This is a genomic window from Pseudoalteromonas sp. S558, from assembly GCF_005886635.1.
Classification (GTDB): domain Bacteria; phylum Pseudomonadota; class Gammaproteobacteria; order Enterobacterales; family Alteromonadaceae; genus Pseudoalteromonas; species Pseudoalteromonas aliena.
The window spans coordinates 1-22,597 of record NZ_PNDU01000102.1; the positions used below are offsets into that span (position 1 = coordinate 1).

Sequence of the window (22,597 nt, forward strand, 5' to 3'; positions counted from 1 at the left end):
CTATAATAGATCACTAATTTAATGCAATTGGTATTAATAAAGTAACACTTTCAAACTTTATTTGTACAGTCAGCCATTGTTTATATAAATGAATTGCATAAAAAAACCCGCCACCTGATTGCTCAAGTTGCGGGTTTTTTAGGGTTTTTAGATAACGAATCTAAAAACCGTTATTGGTGGAGCTGGGGGGATTTGAACCCCCGTCCGAAAAGCCTCGACCGTCGGTACTACATGTTTAGTATCGTCATTTAATTAACCTTTAGATCTCGGACGAACACGATAAATAAAGGCGAGGCCGCTTAGTTTTAGCGCTTCAACCCCGGCCAGGGTTTCCGTCGCGATCAGGTGTTAGGGTGACACTCCAAAATCCAGTCCACAAGAATACATGGAAGGAGCGCTAGCTAGCCTAAGCTGCTAGAGAGTAGTTATCGTCGTTTGCGATTACTTTAGGTTGCGGCTGTTTAACGAGGCAAACCGCACCTCGACATGCACCTTGGGCGTCTTGAATTCCGTCGAATCCTAATCAGCCCCTGAATTAGTAAACTCAATTCAGAGCGTGCGAGCAGTATAACTGAGTAAAGTGCTGATACTCAAGGGGTAACACACTTTTATTTTAGTTATTATAGAAACTGCGTATTAAACACACATTCTCGCCCTATATCACAAAGCGCTTAAACAACATTTGCTTAACATAACAACGCTGTTATGCTCAAATAGAGAGCTATTTAGTGTAATAAAAAATAAACGCGTTGAATACTATAAAAATAATACACATATTGAGTGGGGAATAAATGAATGTCGGTTTTTTCATTTGATGAAAAAACAGGGAGTTTGTCTTTAATAAAGCACCCTGTCGATAGTGGTTTTCCGGCCAGTGGCACAGAGCTAATCGAGTTATTTGAACAATCTTCATATTGTGATTTAGAGGTTATTTCAGCCAATATAGGCAAGCTTTTTGCACAAAGTGAAAATTATCAAGAAGAGTCGCTAGTCATTGCTAAGGCTATTAACGCGTCTATTGTTATTAATATTGATGAAAAAAATATGCTTGCAGAGGCGACTATCACGACAGCGAAAGGGGGAGCCTTACTATCGATGGAAGACGCACAAAAAGCGCTTGCCGACGTTGGTGTAAAAAAAGGGGTTAGCCCCAGAGCGCTTGATACATTTTTAGGTCAACAACTTGAGCAACCAGCTGGTAGCGTGTATAGCGCCATAGTTGCCCACGGACGAAACCCTAAAAAAGGCAGTGACGCAAAATTTGTTCGCTTATGCTCAACAGCTCAAGACCGTGTTCTTAGCCCACAGGCTACAGAAGGCGGCAAAGTTGATATGAAAGATCTCGGTGCCATTATCACCGTTAAACCGGGTATGGCGTTAATGCAGCGCGTAGCTGCAACTTATGGTGAAGATGGCTACACGGTGTTTGGGGATTTAATACCAGCAAACCCTGGAAACGAATACCAACTACAGCCTTTTGAAGGCACGAAAATTGATCCCAACAATCCAAACATGTTAATTGCAGATAGCAAAGGTGTGCCTGTTGCCCTTCCCCATGGTATGCGTGTTGATGATGTTTTATGTTTTGATAATGTGGATGTTAGCACTGGACATGTTGACTTTGATGGCAGTGTTATTATTAGTGGTGATATTAAAGATGGCATGCGCGTAAAAGCAAATGGCGATATTACTGTCTTAGGATTTGTTGAGTCTGGCATCGTTGAAAGTAAAAGTGCTGTAACAATTATGCAAGGTGCGATTGGCCGAAAACGTGAAAACGATGATGCTTTTACATGCCAAATTATAGCCCAGCGAACAATTTCGATTACTTATGCACAGTACTGCGATATAAAAACAGAGCAAGATCTATTTATTGAGCGCCAAGCTCTTCATTGCGATTTAAGTGCTCGGCGGTTAATACGTGTTGGTAAAGCAGATGATCCTCAGGGGAAGATTATAGGCGGCAATATTTTAGATGCAATTCGCGTTGAAACTGGTGAATTAGGCGCTCCTGCGGGTATAAAAACGCGCGTCTTATTAGCGCAAAACTGGTTCGAACTTCGTGATAAACAAATCCAGATTGCTGACTTTGAAAAAATACTGGCGAGTAAATCCGCGTCATTAGAACAAGCGCGAGACAAAGCAAAAAAAATACCATCAGCTGCCCAACGACAATTATTTTTAGATAAAATAACGGCCAATGAGCAGCAAATACAAACCCGCGCAGCAAATGTTCAGCGACAAAAAAAGCTTATTAAACAAAAGATAGCTCGGCTATTAGCAACGAGCCGCTTAAAGGTTAATGAGCTAATGTACTCAGGCGTAGAGCTTAAAATAGCGAAAGAGACTATGCAGTTTGCCCGTATTTATCCGCCCCATTTGATTCACCTAAGCGAAGGCAAAATTACTCTGTCGTTTTAGTGCTCTCATTAGTATCATCTGCTTGTGGCTCGTCATCGTTATCCTGAGCTTCTGCTAATGGCCAACCACCCAACTGCTGCCAACGATTTACGATAAAGCAATATAGTTCAGCAGTACGCTCTGTATCGTAAAGTGCTGAATGCGCTTGGCTATTATCAAATTCAATACCTGCAGCACGGCATGCTTTAGCCAGTACAGTTTGCCCTAAGGCTAATCCTGCAAGTGTTGTTGTATCAAAACTGACAAACGGATGAAACGGCGTACGTTTAATATTATTACGCTCTATTGCTGCATTTAAAAAACCATGATCAAACGCGGCGTTATGCGCCACTATTACTGAGCGCTGGCACCCTGCTGCTTTTTGTGCTTTGCGCACAACTTTACAAATTTCTTTTATTACTTCGTCTTCAGCGACAGCACCACGCAGTGGTGAGAATGGATCTATACCGTTAAATTCTATAGCAGCTTGTTCTATATTAGCGCCTTCAAAAGGCTCAACATGAAAATGCACTGTATGATCTATGCTAAGCAATCCTTCGTTATCCATTTTTAAAACAGAAACAGCTATTTCTAATAAAGCGTCGGTATTTTTGTTAAACCCTGCTGTTTCAACATCAATAACCACTGGGAAAAAGCCGCGAAAGCGTTTTGCGAAAAGTGTTTGCTCAGTATTTGCCATAGTATTCTTGGTTTGTAGGTATAAGCCCTCTATTATGTCAAAAGTGAGGGCCTTTCGGCTAGTCACTTACTCGATTAATTATGCCTTAAATTATAGGCATACAATTTGCTTTAAAGTTATAGCTAGCTGAGTGTTATTTACTTTAACTGTAATGGCACTGCATTTTGCCAAATTATTGGCATGCCCGATTTACTGGAGAATACCCCATGAAGTTTAAGTTGTTATTTATTAGCCTGTGTATTTGTGAGGTACTGTTAAACAATAGTGCCGATGCTGCTATGCGCCAATATACTGCAAACCAAGATAATTCGAATTGGAATGTAGTTAAAACAACTCGCTTACAATGCCAATTAAATCATGAAGTTCCATATTATGGCGAGGCCGTATTTAAAGCATCCGCTAGCAAAAACAAAAATCTAACCTTTAATTTAGACATGGTTGTACGCCCAGACAATTATTCAATTGCAGGGTTAAAAGCGGTTCCCCCTTCTTGGCGTGCTGGTTTGCCTGCTCGTGATATTACCAACATGAAGTTACTTAAAAAGTTTGATGGCGAACTTGATAATAGCATCTCGTGGGAAATGCTGACCGAGCTTGAGAAAGGCTTCTACCCTACTTTTTACTACCAAGACTGGCAAAACAGTACCGATAAAATTGCCGTTGGCTTATCAAGTGTAAACTTTAAACAAGCGTACTGGGCATTTCTACAATGCCGTGATGAATTGCTTCCTTACAGTTTTGAAGATATTTCATTTACAGTTATGAACTATAAATCAAACAGCAGTAAATTAACAAAATCATCGCAACAACGCCTAGATCAAATTGCTGAGTATTTAAAAAATGACGCAACAATTGAATCGATTAGTATTGATTCGTATACAGATAGCTATGGCGGACGTTGGAATAACTTAGATCTTTCGCGTAAACGTGCAAAAACAATAAAAGACTATATGGTGAGTTTAGGTGTTGATGAAGCCAAAGTAAAAACAACGGGTTTGGGCGAAAAACGTTTTGTAGACAGCAACGACAACATTTTAGGACGAGATAAAAACCGTCGTTTGATTATTCAAATAGCTAAAATGTAGTCGCTAACAGCACTTTAGCTTTTAGCGTGTTGCTTATTACGCTTTAAATATTTATCACCAAATTGAAACACACCTAGGCTTATTAAAATAATAACAGCACCAATAATAAGCTCGGTACTAAGTGCTTCATTGTTAAGCCATGCACCAAGCCCCAGTGCAAAACTCGGTGTAATGAGCGTTGTTAAAGCAACCGTACTGGCATTTAAGTTTTGTAATACATGAAAGTAAGCAAGTGCCCCAATAAGTGAGCCAAATATACCTAAATAACCAATAGACCAAAGCGACTTTGCACTCCAATTATCTATCTGTAACTCACCATCAACTAACCACCAAGCGATAAAAAATAACGGCGTTACAAACACCAATGCGCCAAACGTGGTCGCCATTGGGTGAATGGCTATTTGTACACGCTTTATCATCACACCACTTAAACTAAAAAAGCACACCGCCATAAATACATACAACAACCCAAGTCCTTGTGTTTGCGAATGTTGAATTTGGTTATAACTGACAAAATATAAACCAATTAATGCACATGCCAATGCCATTAGCTTAATAGGGCTAAACCTAGCTTCATTTAGCAATTGTTGTGCAAGTAATCCCGACAAAATAGGTGCTAAGCCAAACATGAGTGAAATAATGCCCGAAGGAACTGTTTTAGCCGCCATATAACTCAATAACATGCCACCAAAAATACCGATGCTCGAATAAAAATAAAGTAAGCACGCATTTTTACTCCAAGGCACTCTAATATTGGTAACAGCAACAATTAAACCACCTAAAAATAAGCCCACCAGCATACGCATTAGCACCGCAAGTGTAGGCGACACAGTTTCGCTACTCCATACAATACCAAGTGGTGTAGTAGACCATATTAGAACCATTAAAAAGTACGATGCTTTAATTGGCACGTTTATTCCTGAGTTATGAATTAGCATAAATGATAAACAAATTATACCGTTAAACTGTTGCACTTTAACGTATTTAATTGTGTTTCATCAGTTAAAACACGCTAAAAAATACAGTTGTAAATTGAAAGTTACATTTTAATTGCAGCCTTTTACCACAAAACTATTTCAGTTTTGAGCAACTAGTTATATCGTGCATACCTCTCTCGGATTATCAGGGTTATTAAGTGCTTAAAAATAAAACAATAGGTAGCATGTTAATTGTTGCAGGAACAACCATTGGAGCCGGAATGCTGGCGCTTCCAATCGCTTCAGCTGGTTTAGGTTTTACCACTGCGCTTGCGCTCATTGTGTGTAGTTGGTTGCTTATGACCTACACCGCATTGCTCATGTTAGAACTACATCAGTACGCACCACGAGACGCAACTTTAAATACGTTGGCTAAATTATGGCTTGGTAAAAAAGGTCAATATATTGCTAATTTTTCAATGATATTTTTATTTTATGCTTTGTGTGCTGCGTATATAGCAGGAGGTGGGGTGCAGCTGCAAGATCGTATAAATTCAGGATTTAACACAAATATTGCACCACAACTTGGCTCTGTCATATTAGCAATTGTTATTGCAAGCGTAGTGACGCTAGGAACGAGTAAAGTCGATAAATTTAATAGGGTATTGTTTACAATAAAAATTATTGTATTAGGTAGCTTGTTTTATATGCTTTCACCTTATGTGCAAGGTAAACACCTATTAGAAATGCCTGTAGAGCAAGGCTTACTCCTTTCTGCTATTCCCGTTATATTTACCTCATTTGGGTTTCATGGCTCGATACCTTCGATTGTTAAATATGTCGGCCTTGACATAAAAGTGCTGCGTAAGGTTATGATTGCAGGTGCAGCACTTCCGTTGGTTATTTATATTTTTTGGCAATTATTAAGCCAAGGTATTATGAGTCAAGCAAACTTGCTTAACAGCGAAGGGCTCAGTGGCTTTGTAGAAAGTGTGGCGGGCATTGCTCATAACCCCAATGTAGCAATTGCTGTTAAATTATTTGCTGATCTAGCCCTTGCCACTTCATTTTTAGGCGTAAGCTTAGGTTTATTCGACTTTTTTGCTGATGCATTTAAAAAAGGGGATAATAAAACAGATCGCATTAAAACAGCATTTATTACCTTTATTCCCCCCTTAGGATTTGCATTATTTTATCCTCAAGGATTTATTATGGCACTCGGTTACGCTGCAATTGCATTAGTGGTGCTTGCCGTATTTTTACCTGTAGCGATGGTGTATAAACAACGCATGTCATCAGATAAAACAGGTTATAAAGTAAGGAGCGGTAATATAGGCCTTGGAATAGCGGCCGTATGCGGGATAACAATTATAGCAGCGCAGTTTATGCAAATGGCAGGCGTTATTCCTGCAATTGGGTAACACTGCACTCTAATAACTGGGGCCTGTTTATCTTTCGAGGTTAAATTTTCAGCAGACTGTTTGGTATTTACGCGTTGTTAAATACAACGCATAAATCCCAAATAAAGGCTGCCCATGTTTAACATGGATCAAAAAACAATGGACTTTCCTCGACCTGACGCCTCAGACGCCGCATCTAGCTTACCGTTTTTATTAATAATGACGTTTAGATCACCAAAGTGGCGTTCATCAATAACATAGCCCATTTTTACAAGCTCAGCTTTTACCTTCGCGCTTAAACCCGCATGCATTCTAATCACGTTTTTAGGCCACAATTGATGATGAAACCTTGCGCTGTTAACAACATCTGCTGCGTTCATATCAAACTCAACAGCGTTTAATATTGATTCATATACAGAGCTAATAATTGTTGTACCACCAGGCGAACCGGTTACCATTTTAACCGTATTATTTTTAAGTAATATTGTAGGCGTCATAGAGCTAAGCATACGCTTATGTGGCTGAATTTCGTTTGCTTTACCTCCAATAGCACCAAACACATTCATTACCCCAGGTTTTGCACTAAAATCGTCCATTTCATTATTTAAAATAAACCCAGCACCTTCAACCACAACTCCGCTACCAAAACCTAAGTTAATTGTGGTTGTATTGGCAACTGCATTGCCCATTTTATCAACAATTGAAAAATGCGTAGTCTGCTCGCTTTCTTTAAGGCCTGGCTTAATGCTTTCTGTGTTTGAAATGGCCGTTAACGAAATATCGTTACTACGGTTTTTAAGGTAATTTATATCTGTTAGCGCTGTTACTGGCACATTAAAAAAGTCAGGATCGCCTAAGTATTCAGCCCTATCGGCAAACACGCGTTTACCTATTTCTGCGAGTAAATGAACGTACTGCGTTGAGTTGTGTGCAAGACCATTATTTGGCTTTTTCAACTCGTACATTTTAAGCCATTGCAAAATAGCAATACCGCCCGAACTTGGCGGTGGAGAAGTAAGTACTTCATAACCATTCCACTTTACTTTTATAGGCACTCGAGACTTAGCGGTGTAATTTTTTAAATCATCCTGATCAATAATACCACCATGTTGATGCATAAATTTTGCAATAATATTGGCTGTTTCACCTTTATAAAAACCATCTTGTCCGTTATCGCGGATACGCTTGAGGGTGGTCGCAAGCTCTGGTTGTTTAAATACTTTATTCGCTTTTACATCAATAAAATATTTTTCAAAGTTTACATTTATTTTTTGCTCTTTTAGATGGGCTATATAATGGCTAACACCTTTTGCTAATTTAGGAGGCACGACAAAACCTTGTTCAGCTAAAGCCACTGCTGGCTGCACTAATGTTTTCCAAGGCAGTGTGCCGTGGCGCTTATGTGCAAGCCACATACCGGCAACACTACCAGGTACACCACTGGCGCTAATGCCATAAATAGATTTATTAGTAATTACATCACCTTTATCGTTTAAATACATATCACGATAAGATGCCTTTGGTGCAGTTTCTCTGTAGTCGATAAAATCGCCCTGCCCACCTTTTTGGATAAGCATAAAACCACCACCGCCAATATTACCTGCCTCAGGTAACGTTACCGCAAGTACAAATTGCGCCGTTATAGCCGCATCAATAGCATTACCACCTTGATCTAAAATACTCTTAGCGGCATCTGCACTAAATGCATCAGGCATTGCTACAGCACTTTGAGATAATGGCTTTGCTGAGAGATTAAACGCACTGAGTTGTAAAATAAATACGCTTTTAGCAATAAGCGTACTTCTAGATAAAAATAGTCCCATCGAACATCCTTAAATTATTATTTATAGCAATCTGCTTTTAAATACCAAGTAATCATCACACAATTTGTTAATTTATACATTTTGAATAATGCACTGAAGGCACATCGCCACTTTCTTCTTTTTGTATATAATTTTTAATAAATTGCATGCCTAGTTTCTCCATCACCTTAATAGAAGCTTGATTGTTTTTATTCGCTGTCGCACTAATTTTTTTTATATCTGGCTGCTTCGCTATTTCATTAAACATGAGGCTGGCAGCTTCTGTAGCATAGCCGTTTCCCCAGCTTTCTTGCTTTAAACGCCAACCAATTTCAATATCACTAAAATCAGGTAATTCACTAAATAAGTCCATTGGCTTTACAAGTATGTAGCCAATAAAAACATTACTTTGTTTTATTGTTATCTCCCATAGCCCCCAACATGTATGTTCGTATAGCTGTGGGCCTGTGCCTTCATGCATTAATTTTAAATTTAATCGTTCTGTTCCGAGTACGTTCATTTTCATTGTTTTACAATTAGCCCTGAATTAATAATTAGTCTTTAAAGGGAATAACACATGAACAAATTAGCAGGTTTAGCTTTATTGGGCACCTTAATTACGTTAACTGGTTGTGAAGACGCCAATGAAGTAAAAGAAGATGCAAAAGAAAAAAGCGCGCAAATGCAAGAAAAGCTTGGTGATGCGTGGGATGATGTAAAAGAGACTACAAACGATTTAAAAAATGATGAGTCGTTAAATGAACTATTAGAACAAAGTAAAGCTATGGGCCTAGACATGTACGATGATGGCAAAGAAATTGCTGTTGAGGCATGGGTAAAAAGTAAAGAAGCCGCTGGCGAATTAACTGAAAAAACAAAGCAAAAAGCACAAGAAATTGCTGACGAAATTGAACAAGCTCGTCAAGCTCACAAAGAAGGTTAATCTTCCTACTTTAAATAAAAAAGGTAAGCCTAGGCTTACCTTTTTTGTTTAATCGCAGCGCTATTAAAGTACTTCGATTTTAACGACTAAAATAGCGCTTAATGAGGCTTTTATAAAAAGCTAGAAACCTCTAATTTAACGCTATTGATATTATTTATAATTCAAAGTCTTTTTTGAATTTTAAGCCAAATTCACTTCGGTCATTACTGCGCATTACACCAACAAAACCTGATTGCTGTAAACGGCCTACGTCGTACACTTCATTTAATACGTTCTCACCATAAAGCGTTACTTCCATATCGCCATACGGGTTAGTGTAAGAGATATTAAAACCCACTAATTCACGAGAATCGATTGTTTCACTTTGGTTATAAACCGACTGCCCTTGCATATCACTACGGTATGAGTAATTAGCATTTAACGCCAAAGTGCCGCCATTGTTTAAATCCATAAAGTAAGATGGAGCAACCATTACAGTCCAGCGTGGAGTTAAAGCGGGTGAATCGCCTTTGCCAATGCCTTGTACACCTTGTGCAACATCAGTAATTTCAGAATCAAGATAACCTACAGCGCTGCGAATAGTGAAGTCATCTGTGATAGCAACCGTTGTTTCAAGCTCAATACCTTGCGCTTTAGATTGGCCGGCATTTTCTACAATAGTTACAAAGCCGCCACCCGCAGTAGGATCTGAGAATGGCAGTGCTAAATCAGTGTAATCGGTAACAAATACAGCAAGCATCATAGATACATTTTCATGCACTTGCCCTTTTAAACCAATCTCGTAGTTAACCGCTTTCGTTTCATCAAAAGAAGTAAATTGATCTGGGCCACCAAATGGACGCGGTGGGAAACCACCAGTTTGATAGCCTTTTTGAATTTGACCATACACGTTCATATTACTACTGAGCTGATATGATGCGTTGATATCCCATGTTATAGCGTCAAAATCTGCAGTTACGTATTTACGTGCAGGAAATGATGGGAAAATAGCATTCGCATCTTTCTCATCCTGAGAGTAACGTAAACCACCACCAAGCGTTAAGTCATTAGTTAAGTCGTAGCTTGCATTGATATAAGCTGCGTAAGAGTTAGTTTCTTGGTTTATTTCAAAACTACCGTAACCACCAAATGATGGTGTTACGCCATCATTTAATAAACCATTTGGTGTATTAAATGGGCTAAATACAAATGGACCAGAACGTGTAAAGCCGTCTTCATTAAAGAAATAAAGACCTGATACAAAATCCATATTATCAAACGTCGCGTTTAACTGTACTTCAAAAGAATACTGATCTGCACCGCCTTCTTCTGGAAACTCTGATAAATTAAGTGGTGAAGCGTCATCATCAAGTCCACCTTCGTATTCTGAAGTACGGTAACTTGAGATAAATTTTGCCGTGTATGTATCATTAATAGCCCAATCAGCCGTGAATGATGTGCCCCAACCCGAGTAAGATGTTGATTCAATACCGGCAACCGTTGTGCCTAAATCATCAGGGTTTGATGGAATTAAATCTTGCGTTAGTAATGGAAAGTCACCATTGAAAACGTTATTAGGGTCCAGTGGCTCAGTTAATTCAATTGTATATGGCGATTGGCCTGACTCGTTATCAACACCATCTAAAGAGAATGTAAATGCCAAGTCGCTATTTGCTTGCCACTTAAGTGCAACGCGGCCACTAAGCTCTTCTTCTTCACCTATTTCTTTTTCTGGATTAGCAAGGTTTACCGCTTTACCTACACCATCACGTGTTTTGTAAGCTGCACTTGCAGACATACTTAAATCATCTGTTAATGTATTATTAAAATATACATCACCAGCAATACGACCACGGCTACCTACTTTTGCGGTTGTGGTAATAATCCCCTCATCACCTGGCTGTTTTGTTATTACGTTTACAGCACCACCGAGTGTATTTCGCCCGTATAGCGTACCTTGTGGTCCACGTAAAATTTCAACGCGTTCAACGTTCGGTAATGATAGGTTAGAGCCCATTTGGCGGCCTAAATAAACACCATCTAAATAAACACCTACACCAGGATCCGTTGTAATAATGTGATCTTGCAGACCAATACCACGAATAAATACAGAAGCATGAGCAGAATTACCCACGCCGTAACGCGTGATATTTAAGTTAGGTACATATTTGCCAATATCTTCTAGGTTACTCATATTGGCTTTATCTATTAGGTTTGCACCAATTGATGTAATAGCGGTTGGAGATTCAAATAAGCTTTCAGTACGTTTACGAGCTGTTACTTCGATTTTTTCAAATGCATCTTGTTTTGCTGTTGTTTTGGTTTCTTCAGCATTTACAGAGGCTGTTAGTGCAGCAAGTATTGCGAGACTTAACTGTGAGAGGTTGCGTAATTTCAAAATGTTCTCCAAAGGATACCGTGTGATTGGTTATGCGTTTATATTTAGATAATATAAATTTCAGGCATAAAAAAAGACGCTAAAAGCATCTTTCCTCTGGAAGGGTATTGTATGACATTATTGTGAATAAATGTATTAATAATTTCAATCAGCGTACAAAAACTTAAAATGCACACATACGTTTTCACTTATTTGCTCAGTGATTATCCATTTATTTCCATAGTACTAAAAAATAAATTAGCTTATTTATTAGATAATTATTGTTTTAACTCTATAATGCATAAGGAATCAACACTTAATAATAAATAGGAACTACATATGAAAAAGCTATCTGTAGCAGTAGCAATATGTGCAGCACTAGCAACGAGTTATGCTAATGCTGAAGTAAGAATTAATGGCTTTGCATCAATAGTTGGCGGAAAAAGTCTCGAAGATGATCGTGGTCGTTATGGCTATGATGATGACATTTCATTTAAAAATGAAAGTGTGTTTGCACTGCAAATATCCGCCGATTTACAAGAAAAACTAAGTGCAACAGCGCAAATTGTAGCTCGTGGTAATAATGATTTTGATGCCGAATTTGAGTGGGCTTACTTAACTTATGAATTTAATGATGAGTTACAATTAAGCGCTGGTAAAATGCGTGTGCCTTTTTACCGTTATTCTGACTTTATTGATGTAGGTTATGCATACCGTTGGGTACGTCCACCTGAATCAGTATACAGCATCCCATTTTCTACTTATGAAGGGTTAAGCTTACTTTATAATTCGCAACTTGGTGACTGGGATTCTACAGTACAAGTCATTTATGGTAGCTTCGATGGTGAAATTGAGACCGTCACTTACCATGATAAAGCAGAGTTAAACGACATCGCTGGTATCAACTGGACGTTATCTTATGACTGGTTTAGTGCACGTGCAGCTTATTTAATTGCAGATACATCAATAGCGCTTGGTCAAAATGATCCAGATGATTTATCTGGTGCTCAAATTAATGCGCTTGAAAACGTACTACGTCAAAGTGGGCTTACAGAACTAGCTGATGATCTTGATATTAATGAAGACGATGGCACGTTTATTGGCGTTGGTTTTTCTATTGATTATAACAATGTGTTATTTGATGCCGAGTATACTCAATTTGAAGTTGAAAACAGCCTGTTAGCAAAACAGACTCAGTATTACGCTTCTGTTGGCTACAGAATGGATGATGTAATTGTACATTTCACCTATGAAAATAATGACGATGAACATGAGTCATCTCGTTACAATCAAATCCAAGCTATCCCTCCACTAAATAGTGCTCTAAACGGTGTTTTAGATAGAATTAAATCAAAAAGTAATGTGTATACAATTGGTACGCGTTATGATTTTCACCCTTCAGCAGCATTTAAAATTGATTTAAGTCGCTATGAAAATGATTTAACCAATACAGACACTGATGTAATTGCATTTGGTGTTGATTTAGTATTTTAATTGGAGCGAATAATGAAAAAATTAATGTTAGCAGGTGTATTATCACTGTGCTCTGTAAGTGTATTTGCAGAAGTCGCGGTTATTATTAATCCTAGTAATACGAGCACAATTGATATTGATGCTATAAAGAAAATTTATTTAGGTAAAAATAAATCTTTCGACAATGGTACAAAAGTTAGCCCTGTAGATCAAAACGGTACTGCTGTTGCTGATGAGTTCAATGATAAGGTCGTTGGTAAATCAAGTAGCCAGATTAATGCGTATTGGTCTAAACTTGTATTTACTGGTAAAGGAACTCCTCCAGGAAAATTAGACAGTGATCAAGCTGTTATTGACTTCGTTGCAGCTAACAAAGATGCAATTGGTTATATAGATAGTGCTAAAGTGAGCGATAAAGTAAAAGTTATTGCTACTTTTTAATCATTCTTAGATAAAAGCCGGATGGTGCGATTCTAAATTTATAGAATTAAGGCACTATCCGGCTTTTTTACGCTAATTTTCTTAAATTCTTCAAATACTTATACCGATTGATATTAATTACCGATTAGAAAAAACAAGTCCACTTTCATCAGAATCAATGACAATAATACTGCCTGGGACATAATCCCCATTTAGTAACTTTTGGGCTAGCGGATTTTCGATTGTTTGCTGGATAGCACGCTTTAGAGGCCGCGCACCATACACAGGATCAAAACCACTTGCAGCAATACGCTCAAGTGCTGAATCACTTATTTCGAGTAAGTAACCCATTTCAGTTAAACGTTCACGTAATTTCATCAACTGAATGTCTGCTATTTCTTTAATGTGCTCGTTAGCTAACGGATGGAACACGACCGTTTCGTCTATACGGTTAATAAACTCAGGTCTAAACTCATTAATTAATACCTCCATCACTTTAGATTTAAGCGTTGTATAATCATTGTTACCCGCTTGTTCTTGAATAATATCTGAGCCTAAATTTGAAGTCATAATAATAACGGTATTTTTAAAATCAACGGTTCTACCTTGTCCGTCGGTTAGGCGACCATCATCTAATACTTGTAGTAAAATATTAAATACATCCGGATGTGCTTTTTCAATTTCATCCAGCAATATCACGGAGTAAGGTTTACGGCGAACGGCTTCTGTTAAATAACCCCCCTCTTCGTATCCCACATAACCTGGAGGTGCACCGACTAAACGAGCAACTGAATGTTTTTCCATAAACTCAGACATGTCGATACGCACCATGGCATCTTCGGTATCAAACATAAAACCAGCCAGTGCTTTTGTCAGCTCTGTTTTACCCACACCTGTTGGGCCTAAAAACAAGAAAGAACCAATAGGACGATTAGGATCAGCAAGCCCTGCACGAGAGCGACGTATTGCGTTAGAAACAGCAACCACCGCTTCATCTTGCCCTATCACTTTACTGTGCAGTTTTTCTTCCATTTGCAGTAGTTTTTCACGCTCACCTTGAAGCATTCTTGCAACAGGAATGCCGGTCCAACGCGATAGTATTTCTGCTATTTCGTCCTCGCCAACCTGATTTTTAAGCAGAGTCATTTCTTGCATCTCTGCTTGTGATGCTAAGTCGAGCTTTCGCTCAAGCTCTGGAATACGTCCATATTGCAGCTCAGACATACGCTGCAAATCGCTTGCCCTTCGCGCTACATCTAAATCTAGTCTAGCTTGCTCAAGCTCTGCTTTAATTACTTGCGTACCTTGAAGCGATGCTTTTTCAGCATTCCATATTTCATCTAACTCACGATATTGTGCGTCAAGATCAGTGATCAACTCTTGCATTTCACTACGGCGCTTTTGGCTTGCTTCGTCTTTTTCTTTAGCAAGTGCATTATCTTCTAACTTTAGTTGGATAATACGGCGCTCAAGCTTATCTAACGACTCTGGTTTTGAATCAATTTGTAGTCGGATTGAAGAGCCTGCTTCATCTATTAAATCAATGGCTTTATCTGGTAACTGACGGTCACTAATATAACGATGAGATAGCTGCGCTGCTGCCACAATCGCTGGATCGGTGATCTCTACTGAGTGATGTAGCTCATAGCGCTCTTTTAAGCCTCGCAATATTGCAATGGTATCTTCTACCGATGGCTCTTCAATAAGTACTTTTTGAAAACGACGTTCAAGGGCTGCGTCTTTTTCTATGTATTTACGATACTCATCAAGGGTCGTTGCTCCTACGCAATGTAACTCACCGCGCGCTAACGCTGGTTTTAACATATTGCCCGCATCCATTGCGCCGTCACTTTTACCAGCGCCTACAATAGTATGAATTTCATCAATAAATAAAATGACTTGGCCTTCTTCTTTAGCTAACTCATTCAGTACTGATTTTAAACGCTCTTCAAATTCACCGCGATACTTAGCACCAGCCACCAGCGAACCTAAATCTAACGACAATACACGTTTATTTTTTAATCCTTCAGGCACTTCACCATTAATAATGCGCTGTGCTAAGCCTTCGGCTATTGCTGTTTTACCAACACCTGGCTCACCGATTAATACGGGATTGTTTTTTGTTCTACGCTGCAGTACCTGAATTGTCCGGCGAATTTCATCATCACGACCAATAACAGGATCAAGTTTACCTTGCTCTGCTCGCTCGGTTAAATCAATAGTGTATTTTTCAAGTGCTTGACGTGTTTCTTCTGCATTTGGATCGTCAACTTTTTGACCACCGCGAATCGCTTTAATCGCACTTTCAATTTTAGTAGACGTAATATTTAACGATCTAAATATATCGCCAAGCGGACCTTTATCATCACATGCCGCAAGCACAAATAACTCACTTGAAATATATTTGTCTTTGCGTTTTTGCGCGTACTTGTCACATAAGTTAATAAGTGAAGCCATATTGTTTGATAGCTGCACATCGCCACCTACGCCTTCTACTTTAAATAATTTTTCTATTTCTTGGGAAAGTTTAGTATTTAGTTCGTCGGCACTAACACCTGTTTGTGCAAATAATGCACGTACACTAGAACCACTTTGCTGTAGTAGCGAATACATTAGATGCACAGGTTCAATAAATTGATGATCGCGGCCGAGGGCTAGCGATTGCGCATCAGAAAGCGCTGATTGAAATTTACTAGTGAATCGATCTAAACGCATCAGGGTTTACCTATTAAATAAATAACTAATTACCTAATTAATGGGTATGCGGTGCGGTTTGTTCAAGGTGCTGAGGAAAATATAATCATTATAACAAGTAATTATTTGCGCCAGATCAAACTTGCCATACGCCCTGTTTTTGAATCGCGTCGATAAGAAAAAAATAAATCATGCTGGGTCACTGTACAGTACTCACCACCAGTGATATTTTTGATGCCGCATTGCGAGAGCAAGATACGTGCGATTGCATAAATATCAGCAAGGTACTTATTATTCGCTTGCAATGTAAACGCGCTAGTAAGCAATGGGGAGCGTTTTTCAAACAGTTCTAACACCTCAGCCCCCACTTCAAATTGACTGGGACCAATAGCAGGTCCTAGCCACGCATGTATATTTTCATATTTTGCGCTAAAGCACTCTAATACGTTTTTAACAATGCCCTGCTCCAACCCTCGCCAGCCACCATGAATGGCGGCGACTTCCCTACCATCGCTGCTTGTTAGCAAAATAGGTAAACAGTCGGCTGTCATTATCGCTAACGGCTGGTTTAATTGCTGAGTATAAAGTGCATCCGCATCACGTTGCTCATTAACGTCAAAGTGCTTATCAACAATAACAACATCGGCGCTATGCACTTGATTTAGCCACACTGCAGGTTTAGGTGTGTGTTCATTTAATAATGAACGATTTTTTAATACATGCCCTTTATTATCACCAACATGGAGCCCTACATTTAAACTTCTAAAGGGAGCTTTTGATACACCACCTTCACGTGTAGTACTCAACGTTCCTACAGTATGAAGGTTTTTCCATGGTGCTGATAACACATTCATTATCTATCGATGTCTGGGTTTGCTTTAGTATCTTCGCGTAGAGCGTGTGTCATGGCGACCATATCATCAGGGATAGGCGCTTGCCATGTCATCATTTCACCAGTAATAGGGTGAGCAATGCTTAGCTTTACTGCATGTAAAGCTTGGCGTCTAAAGCTGCGAAGTAACTCAAACAATTGCGGTGTTGCACCTTTTGGTGGGCGCGGACGGCCGCCATAAGACTGATCACCAATTAGTGGGTGATTTAAGTGAGCCATGTGTACACGAATTTGATGTGTACGACCTGTTTCTAGGCGCAGACGTAAACGAGTATGAGCACGGAATTTTTCGGCAACACGGTAATGTGTAATAGCCGGTTTGCCAAGCTCGTGAACAGCCATGTGCGTTCTTTGCGTCGCATGGCGGCCAATTGGTTTTTCAACCATACCACCCGCTGTCATTGTGCCATTACACAGTGCTTCATATTCACGCGTAAAGTTTTCACGCTTTTGCAGTGCTGTAACTAAATGTGTTTGCGCTGGAATCGTTTTTGCAACAACCATAAGTCCGGTTGTATCTTTATCTAATCGATGCACTATACCTGCACGTGGCACATTAATAATTTCAGGATGGTGATGTAAAAGCGCATTTAGCACAGTCCCATCTGGATTACCTGCACCAGGGTGAACAACAAGGCCCATTGGCTTATTGATTACCAAAATATGATCGTCTTCATAAACGATGTTTAATTTAATGTTTTGCGCTTCGTATTCGCGTGGTGCTTCAATGGTTGTTTCGATATTAAGAAGCTCACCACCGAGTAACTTAGTACGCGGAGTGTTTAATATTTCACCATCAACGGTTATTTTATCATCCAAAATCCATGTTTTTATACGTGAACGTGAATAATCAGGGAACAATTGTGCTAATACTTGGTCTAGACGTTTACCACCTAAGTCGGTTGGAACCTCGGCTTGAAGAGAAATTTGCTCTGACATTAGTAACTTTACCCAATTTACCAGTGCAAGCTTTGCTCGACTGGGTTAGAATCGCTTTTAATAAAAGCATAATATAATACGCATAGTTTACTCGGTTTTACCGACTTGGCCTAGCCGAAGACATCGAAGGTAACAAATAAAATGATAAATAAAATAGGGAAACGTGCATTTGCCATTGTTTTTTCAGTTTCTGTACTTAGTTTAGGTGCTTGTTCGTCTGCTCCTGACCAAGAAGATATTCAACGTGTACCAAATAGATCGGCACAAGCTTTGTATGAAGATGCTAAAGAAACGCTAGATTCTGGTTTATACGCGCGTGCAATAGAGCTTTTAAGTGCAATAGATTCACGTTATCCGTTTGGCCCGTTTTCTAAACAAGTACAAATGGATTTAGTTTATGCTCATTACCAATCAGGTAATACTGAACAAGCATTAGCGACAGTCGATCGCTTTATACGTTTAAACCCAAATCATAAAGATCTTGACTACATGTATTACATGCGTGGTTTAATCAACATAAAAGCCGACAAAAATGCATTCCAAGAATACTTTGGCGTAGATAGAGCTGATAGAGATGCAAACCGTACACGCGTTGCATTTACCGATTTATCAACACTGGTTAAGCGCTTTCCAAAAAGTGATTATGCACCGGAGGCTAAACGACGTTTAGTATGGCTTTTAAATCGTATGGCACGCTATGAGTTAAAAGTAGCGACTTATTACTTCGAGCGTGAAGCCTATTTGGCTGCGGCGAATCGTGGTAAGTTTGTTGTTGAGCATTACTCACAAAGTAGTTACTTAGAGCCAGCACTTGAAATAATGGAAAAAAGCTACGACAAGTTAGGTTTAACTGAACTTAGCGATCACGCAAAACAAACGCGTAGACTAAACACTAGAAAAAATAAATAACACCGATTATTTATTGTTAAAATTTATACTAAAAAGCCCGTAATTAATTTTTTTAATTACGGGCTTTTTAGTGAGTTATACCAATTGCATTAAATTAGTGAGCTATTATGGCGACAAATAAACGAAGTCATGACATGCAGTTGTTATCACTCATTGCTCCCTGCTTTGCTCTATCTCCTGCATCCATGCAGTCGTATACGAATAATTTTTAACGACGTTAGTGAATTATTAAATTCGCTAAAATGATCATGTTTTTAATAAAGTTGCTATTAATCTGTCAGTTTTAAAATCATGTCTTGATGTGCAATACCGTCTTCTAAATATTCATCGTTTACACCCTCAAAACCCAGTGAGCGATAAAAATCAAGTAAATAAGTTTGTGCACCTATGTATATATCGCGTTCAGGCCAATTTGCTTTGCAGCAATTTATAGCTTCGTTAACAAGTCTTTTAGCAACGCCTTTACCACGTTCGCTTTTAGCGACTAACACCCTTCCTATTGCACTGTACTGAGCATTTTTTTCGTAGCAACGTGCATAAGCTAATAAGTTATTTTTATCCATTTGATAAATATGAACGGTTGTATTTGCTGTATCATTATCATCAAGTTCAGGATAAGGGCACATTTGCTCTACTACAAACACCTCAATACGCCCTCGCACGATAGTAAATAAAGTATGTGTATTAAGCGCTATAAAAGATTCACATTTAAATTCCATCATGATCCCTGCAAACAAAAAACCCAGCCAAAGCCGGGTTCATTTAGCACTTAATTAAATAAACGCTCTAGCTGATCACATAACTGCGAAAGGTTTACGTGGTCATGCTCTATTGTTAAATCAATATAACCATCGCCCCTAAAAGCTCGATCTAACTCAATCAATACATGTGTTTTATGCGCTTCTGGCACAAACGATAATTCAATTTCTTGAATACCAAATAGGCTTCGGCTATTAGGTTTGTATTCAAGCTCTTGATAGCACCCAGATACTGACTGAAAGGTTGAAGCCCGTAAGTGACCTTTTTCAACATCCGCTTTGGTCAAACTAAAGCCTAGTTTTTCCATTGCTTGCATACATGCTTTAACCGCTTCATTTGGATATACATGTAAATGGTCTTTATCAGTAGGATCTAGCGCTAAATCAATATCAAGGCCTGTTTCTAACCATACATGAGATTGGTTATAGCCAGCGTTAATTTCTGTAATAGGTGTTTCTGAATGAAGGCGTGCTTCAAAGGGGATGTTTTTTACTTCACCAGGTTCAATTGTACCAATATCTGTAATTCGCCATTGATCTATTACATGGTTAGTAAAGTAATCGCCATCCTCTGCTGCTACTTTTACACGAGTCATCAGTAGTAAATCTAAGCCCGATATTTCTTGGCTAACATCGCCAGCGCTGATCACTATCTGTGCATTAAATAGTTGACCCGGTTGTAAGTGCTCAGTTTCTAAAATAGTATCTACTTTTGCAGCACCAATACCAACCGATGCTAAAATTCTTTTAAACATGTGTTTCTCCTTAAGTTGAGCTGATGTGTTGTTTGCCCTAACTTAAACGTCTTCGTTATCGCATCTTAACCATATTTAAAAGCGCTTGTCAGTGAAAAAGTGTGATTTAAACGCTATTTACGGTTAAATTCACGTTAGATGTGCATTTTTTATACGCAATTAAGTGACTATTACTTAGCTTTCCCCTGCTTTAATATCGATATTTCTTTTCATTGAGATAAATTATTCGCTACACTGCAATACCAAACGAAGTGATAATTAAGAATTATGGAACTAATTTATTTTGCTACCGCATTTGTTTGTGGTTTTGGCGTTTATCAATTAAAACTACCTCCTCTTATTGGCTTTTTGCTAGCAGGATTTGCGCTTAACTTAGCCGGTTATAAAAGCACCGAATTGCTTAATACAATTGCTGCATTGGGCGTCACCCTTTTACTGTTTAGTATCGGTTTAAAACTTAAAGTAAGCAGCTTAATCAAACCGCAAGTTTGGGCCCCTGCTACACTGCATATCATTTTTAGCAGCGCTTTATTTAGTGGTTTTATGTTACTCCTAGGGGTATTTGCACTACCATTATTTGTTGATTTAAGTTGGCAAAGTGCATTACTGATTGGCTTTGCACTTAGTTTTTCAAGTACCGTATTTGCAGTAAAAGTACTTGAAGAACGTGGTGAAATGGCAAGTCTACACGGTAAAATTGCTATTGGCATTTTAGTTATGCAGGATATTTTTGCTGTGATGTTTTTAGCGATTAGTACAGGTAAAGTTCCAAATATTTGGGCATTGGCTCTCATTATTGCATTACCATTACTGCGCCCTGTGATGTATTGGGTGCTAAATCGCTCTAAACACGGTGAGCTACTGCCATTATTCGGTTTTTTCTTCGCACTTGTACTTGGCTATAACGCGTTTGAATTTGCAGGACTTAAAGGCGACTTAGGTGCCCTTATTGTTGGGATGATGTTCGCTCCGCATAAAAAAGCAAGCGAACTTTCTAAATCACTACTTAACTTAAAAGATGTGCTCCTTGTTGGGTTTTTCTTAAGTATTGGACTCAATGCAGAGCTGACTGCTAACTCATTGTTTATAGCCTTACTCCTCGTTTTATTAATGCCAATTAAAACACTCTTGTACTACGTGTTTACAAATATATTTAAACTGCGTGCACGAACATCCCTGCTTACTGCTTTCAGCCTTGCTAACTACAGTGAATTTGGCCTAATTGTTTGCGCTGTTGCAGCAACAACAGGAATGATTACGTCTGAGTGGCTAGCTGTATTGGCTATTGCTGTTTCTATTACTTTTGTTATTGCCTCACCTTTGAATAAACGATCAAACGAGTTATATGTGAAAGTGGAACATTGGTTATTAAAGTTTGAAAGCCAGACCCGCTTAGCCGAAGAGTTACCAGTAAATCTAAATGATACAAAAATTGTTATTTTTGGAATGGGAAGAATAGGTACAGGTGCTTATGAAACGATTAATGCGACGCACCCAAATTTAGTCGCTGGTATCGACATAAAGCCAGAAGTTGTCGATAAACATATAAATAAAGGTCGCAAAGTATTAATTGCAGACGCGACAGATCCGGATTTTTGGCAACGTGTAAACCATTCGCACGTAGAAATGGTGATGTTAGCAATGCCTAAACATATGCAAAATATATTTGCTTTAGAGCAACTACAAGCTTCCGGATATAGCGGTCAAGTGACAGCAATCGCAAACTATCCCGATCAGCAAAAAGAACTAGAAGATATGGGCGTACATTCAACCTATAACTTTTACTTAGAGGCTGGTAGCGGTTTTGCAGAGCATGTAAAACAGAAACTATTTAAGTAACCTGAACTCTGGATAATAAATCCATTTCAAGTAGCTAGTTTCAGTGCCAACTGTGTTGAATTTACAGCAGACTGTTTGGTATTTAGGCAAGGCAGGGCCTATATAATGTGGTTGCTCCCCATAAATGGGGCAATAAAGTGGCTGCATAAATACCAAACATGCACTGCCCTATAAATTCGTCCTAGGGCCTGTTTATCTTTCGAGGTTAAATTTGCAGCAGACTGTTTGGTATTTAGGCAATGCAGAGCCTATGTAGTGTGGTTACTCCCCATAAATAGGCGATAACGCAGCATAAATGCCAAACATGCGCTGCCC

The 22,597-nt window shown here is 38.9% G+C and carries 18 protein-coding genes and 1 other RNA gene; 8 read left to right on the forward strand and 11 right to left on the reverse strand.

Translation table 11 applies throughout. The annotated features are described in order from the left end of the window. Positions 1 to 174 precede the first annotated feature (174 nt). Positions 175 to 531, reverse strand: a transfer-messenger RNA (tmRNA) gene (gene ssrA / locus CWB66_RS08310). A gap of 264 nt (positions 532 to 795) precedes the next feature. Here ssrA and CWB66_RS08315 point away from each other — a divergent pair. Next, complete coding sequence (locus CWB66_RS08315) at positions 796 to 2,421, forward strand: flagellar assembly protein A (RefSeq protein WP_138584995.1); 1,626 nt, start codon at positions 796 to 798, stop codon at positions 2,419 to 2,421. Here the strand turns inward: CWB66_RS08315 and rnt are convergent. Then, a complete protein-coding gene (gene rnt / locus CWB66_RS08320; RefSeq protein ID WP_138584996.1) occupies positions 2,405 to 3,100 on the reverse strand; it encodes a ribonuclease T in 696 nt (231 codons plus the stop codon). The two genes, CWB66_RS08315 and rnt, sit on opposite strands and share 17 nt — an antisense overlap. Before the next feature lie 206 nt (positions 3,101 to 3,306). Here rnt and CWB66_RS08325 point away from each other — a divergent pair, with 206 nt between their 5' ends. Further along, positions 3,307 to 4,185: a flagellar protein MotY gene (locus CWB66_RS08325; protein ID WP_138584997.1), complete on the forward strand. Its 879-nt coding sequence runs from the start codon at positions 3,307 to 3,309 to the stop codon at positions 4,183 to 4,185. A 14-nt stretch (positions 4,186 to 4,199) separates the two neighbouring features. Here CWB66_RS08325 and CWB66_RS08330 read toward each other — a convergent pair whose 3' ends face one another. Further along, complete coding sequence (locus CWB66_RS08330; protein ID WP_138584998.1) at positions 4,200 to 5,096, reverse strand: DMT family transporter; 897 nt, start codon at positions 5,094 to 5,096, stop codon at positions 4,200 to 4,202. A gap of 224 nt (positions 5,097 to 5,320) precedes the next feature. On the opposite strand from CWB66_RS08330, the gene CWB66_RS08335 reads away from it, so the two are divergent. Next, complete coding sequence (locus tag CWB66_RS08335; protein ID WP_138584999.1) at positions 5,321 to 6,523, forward strand: aromatic amino acid transport family protein; 1,203 nt, start codon at positions 5,321 to 5,323, stop codon at positions 6,521 to 6,523. Positions 6,524 to 6,651: 128 nt separating this feature from the next. On the opposite strand, the gene ggt is transcribed toward CWB66_RS08335, so the two are convergent. Both ggt and CWB66_RS08345 read right to left on the reverse strand, forming a co-directional pair. Continuing rightward, positions 6,652 to 8,325, reverse strand: coding sequence for a gamma-glutamyltransferase (gene ggt, locus CWB66_RS08340; RefSeq protein WP_138585000.1), 1,674 nt, complete (start codon positions 8,323 to 8,325; stop codon positions 6,652 to 6,654). Between the two features lie 67 nt (positions 8,326 to 8,392). Further along, complete coding sequence (locus CWB66_RS08345; RefSeq protein ID WP_138585001.1) at positions 8,393 to 8,830, reverse strand: GNAT family N-acetyltransferase; 438 nt, start codon at positions 8,828 to 8,830, stop codon at positions 8,393 to 8,395. A gap of 51 nt (positions 8,831 to 8,881) precedes the next feature. On the opposite strand from CWB66_RS08345, the gene CWB66_RS08350 reads away from it, so the two are divergent. Beyond that, a complete protein-coding gene (locus tag CWB66_RS08350; RefSeq protein ID WP_138585002.1) occupies positions 8,882 to 9,247 on the forward strand; it encodes a hypothetical protein in 366 nt (121 codons plus the stop codon). A 154-nt stretch (positions 9,248 to 9,401) separates the two neighbouring features. On the opposite strand, the gene CWB66_RS08355 is transcribed toward CWB66_RS08350, so the two are convergent. Beyond that, positions 9,402 to 11,624 (reverse strand): TonB-dependent receptor, encoded by a 2,223-nt coding sequence (locus tag CWB66_RS08355; protein WP_138585003.1) that lies wholly within the window; start codon positions 11,622 to 11,624, stop codon positions 9,402 to 9,404. Positions 11,625 to 11,942: 318 nt separating this feature from the next. Between CWB66_RS08355 and CWB66_RS08360 the strand changes: the two genes are divergently transcribed. Both CWB66_RS08360 and CWB66_RS08365 read left to right on the forward strand, forming a co-directional pair. Next, complete coding sequence (locus CWB66_RS08360; RefSeq protein WP_138585004.1) at positions 11,943 to 13,097, forward strand: porin; 1,155 nt, start codon at positions 11,943 to 11,945, stop codon at positions 13,095 to 13,097. Positions 13,098 to 13,109: 12 nt separating this feature from the next. Beyond that, positions 13,110 to 13,517, forward strand: a complete 408-nt coding sequence (locus tag CWB66_RS08365; RefSeq protein ID WP_138585005.1) for a type 2 periplasmic-binding domain-containing protein — start codon at positions 13,110 to 13,112, stop codon at positions 13,515 to 13,517. 117 nt (positions 13,518 to 13,634) lie between these two features. Here CWB66_RS08365 and clpB read toward each other — a convergent pair whose 3' ends face one another. The 3 genes from clpB to rluD all read right to left on the reverse strand — a co-directional run bounded on the left by clpB (position 13,635) and on the right by rluD (position 18,021). Beyond that, positions 13,635 to 16,211, reverse strand: coding sequence for an ATP-dependent chaperone ClpB (clpB, locus tag CWB66_RS08370; protein WP_077537306.1), 2,577 nt, complete (start codon positions 16,209 to 16,211; stop codon positions 13,635 to 13,637). A gap of 101 nt (positions 16,212 to 16,312) precedes the next feature. Continuing rightward, on the reverse strand, positions 16,313 to 17,044 hold the full coding sequence (gene pgeF / locus CWB66_RS08375; protein WP_138585006.1) for a peptidoglycan editing factor PgeF: 732 nt from the start codon (positions 17,042 to 17,044) through the stop codon (positions 16,313 to 16,315). After that, complete coding sequence (rluD, locus tag CWB66_RS08380) at positions 17,044 to 18,021, reverse strand: 23S rRNA pseudouridine(1911/1915/1917) synthase RluD (RefSeq protein ID WP_138585007.1); 978 nt, start codon at positions 18,019 to 18,021, stop codon at positions 17,044 to 17,046. The genes pgeF and rluD overlap by 1 nt, the downstream gene beginning before the upstream one ends. A gap of 141 nt (positions 18,022 to 18,162) precedes the next feature. On the opposite strand from rluD, the gene CWB66_RS08385 reads away from it, so the two are divergent. Next, entirely contained in the window at positions 18,163 to 18,930 is a 768-nt protein-coding gene (locus CWB66_RS08385; RefSeq protein ID WP_138585008.1) for an outer membrane protein assembly factor BamD, read from the forward strand. 269 nt (positions 18,931 to 19,199) lie between these two features. Here the strand turns inward: CWB66_RS08385 and CWB66_RS08390 are convergent, their stop codons facing one another. Continuing rightward, positions 19,200 to 19,649 carry a GNAT family N-acetyltransferase gene (locus CWB66_RS08390; protein WP_138585011.1) on the reverse strand — a complete coding sequence of 150 codons (450 nt, stop codon included), beginning with the start codon at positions 19,647 to 19,649 and terminating at the stop codon, positions 19,200 to 19,202. A 50-nt stretch (positions 19,650 to 19,699) separates the two neighbouring features. Further along, the gene (locus tag CWB66_RS08395) at positions 19,700 to 20,443 is read right to left on the reverse strand and encodes a sporulation protein (RefSeq protein WP_138585009.1); all 744 of its coding nucleotides are present in this window, start codon (positions 20,441 to 20,443) and stop codon (positions 19,700 to 19,702) included. Positions 20,444 to 20,710: 267 nt separating this feature from the next. On the opposite strand from CWB66_RS08395, the gene CWB66_RS08400 reads away from it, so the two are divergent. Beyond that, positions 20,711 to 22,282 (forward strand): cation:proton antiporter domain-containing protein, encoded by a 1,572-nt coding sequence (locus CWB66_RS08400; RefSeq protein WP_138585010.1) that lies wholly within the window; start codon positions 20,711 to 20,713, stop codon positions 22,280 to 22,282. Positions 22,283 to 22,597 lie beyond the last annotated feature (315 nt).

Coding starts and splice junctions, on each gene's coding strand:
- CWB66_RS08365 (WP_138585005.1), top strand. CDS start 13,110: ATGAAAAAATTAATGTTAGCAGGTGTATTATCACTGTGCTCTGTAAGT.
- pgeF (WP_138585006.1), bottom strand. CDS start 17,044: ATGAATGTGTTATCAGCACCATGGAAAAACCTTCATACTGTAGGAACG.
- CWB66_RS08385 (WP_138585008.1), top strand. CDS start 18,163: ATGATAAATAAAATAGGGAAACGTGCATTTGCCATTGTTTTTTCAGTT.
- ggt (WP_138585000.1), bottom strand. CDS start 8,325: ATGGGACTATTTTTATCTAGAAGTACGCTTATTGCTAAAAGCGTATTT.
- CWB66_RS08325 (WP_138584997.1), top strand. CDS start 3,307: ATGAAGTTTAAGTTGTTATTTATTAGCCTGTGTATTTGTGAGGTACTG.
- CWB66_RS08360 (WP_138585004.1), top strand. CDS start 11,943: ATGAAAAAGCTATCTGTAGCAGTAGCAATATGTGCAGCACTAGCAACG.
- CWB66_RS08315 (WP_138584995.1), top strand. CDS start 796: ATGTCGGTTTTTTCATTTGATGAAAAAACAGGGAGTTTGTCTTTAATA.
- CWB66_RS08345 (WP_138585001.1), bottom strand. CDS start 8,830: ATGAAAATGAACGTACTCGGAACAGAACGATTAAATTTAAAATTAATG.
- CWB66_RS08390 (WP_138585011.1), bottom strand. CDS start 19,649: ATGGAATTTAAATGTGAATCTTTTATAGCGCTTAATACACATACTTTA.
- CWB66_RS08350 (WP_138585002.1), top strand. CDS start 8,882: ATGAACAAATTAGCAGGTTTAGCTTTATTGGGCACCTTAATTACGTTA.
- clpB (WP_077537306.1), bottom strand. CDS start 16,211: ATGCGTTTAGATCGATTCACTAGTAAATTTCAATCAGCGCTTTCTGAT.
- rnt (WP_138584996.1), bottom strand. CDS start 3,100: ATGGCAAATACTGAGCAAACACTTTTCGCAAAACGCTTTCGCGGCTTT.
- CWB66_RS08395 (WP_138585009.1), bottom strand. CDS start 20,443: ATGTTTAAAAGAATTTTAGCATCGGTTGGTATTGGTGCTGCAAAAGTA.
- rluD (WP_138585007.1), bottom strand. CDS start 18,021: ATGTCAGAGCAAATTTCTCTTCAAGCCGAGGTTCCAACCGACTTAGGT.
- CWB66_RS08400 (WP_138585010.1), top strand. CDS start 20,711: ATGGAACTAATTTATTTTGCTACCGCATTTGTTTGTGGTTTTGGCGTT.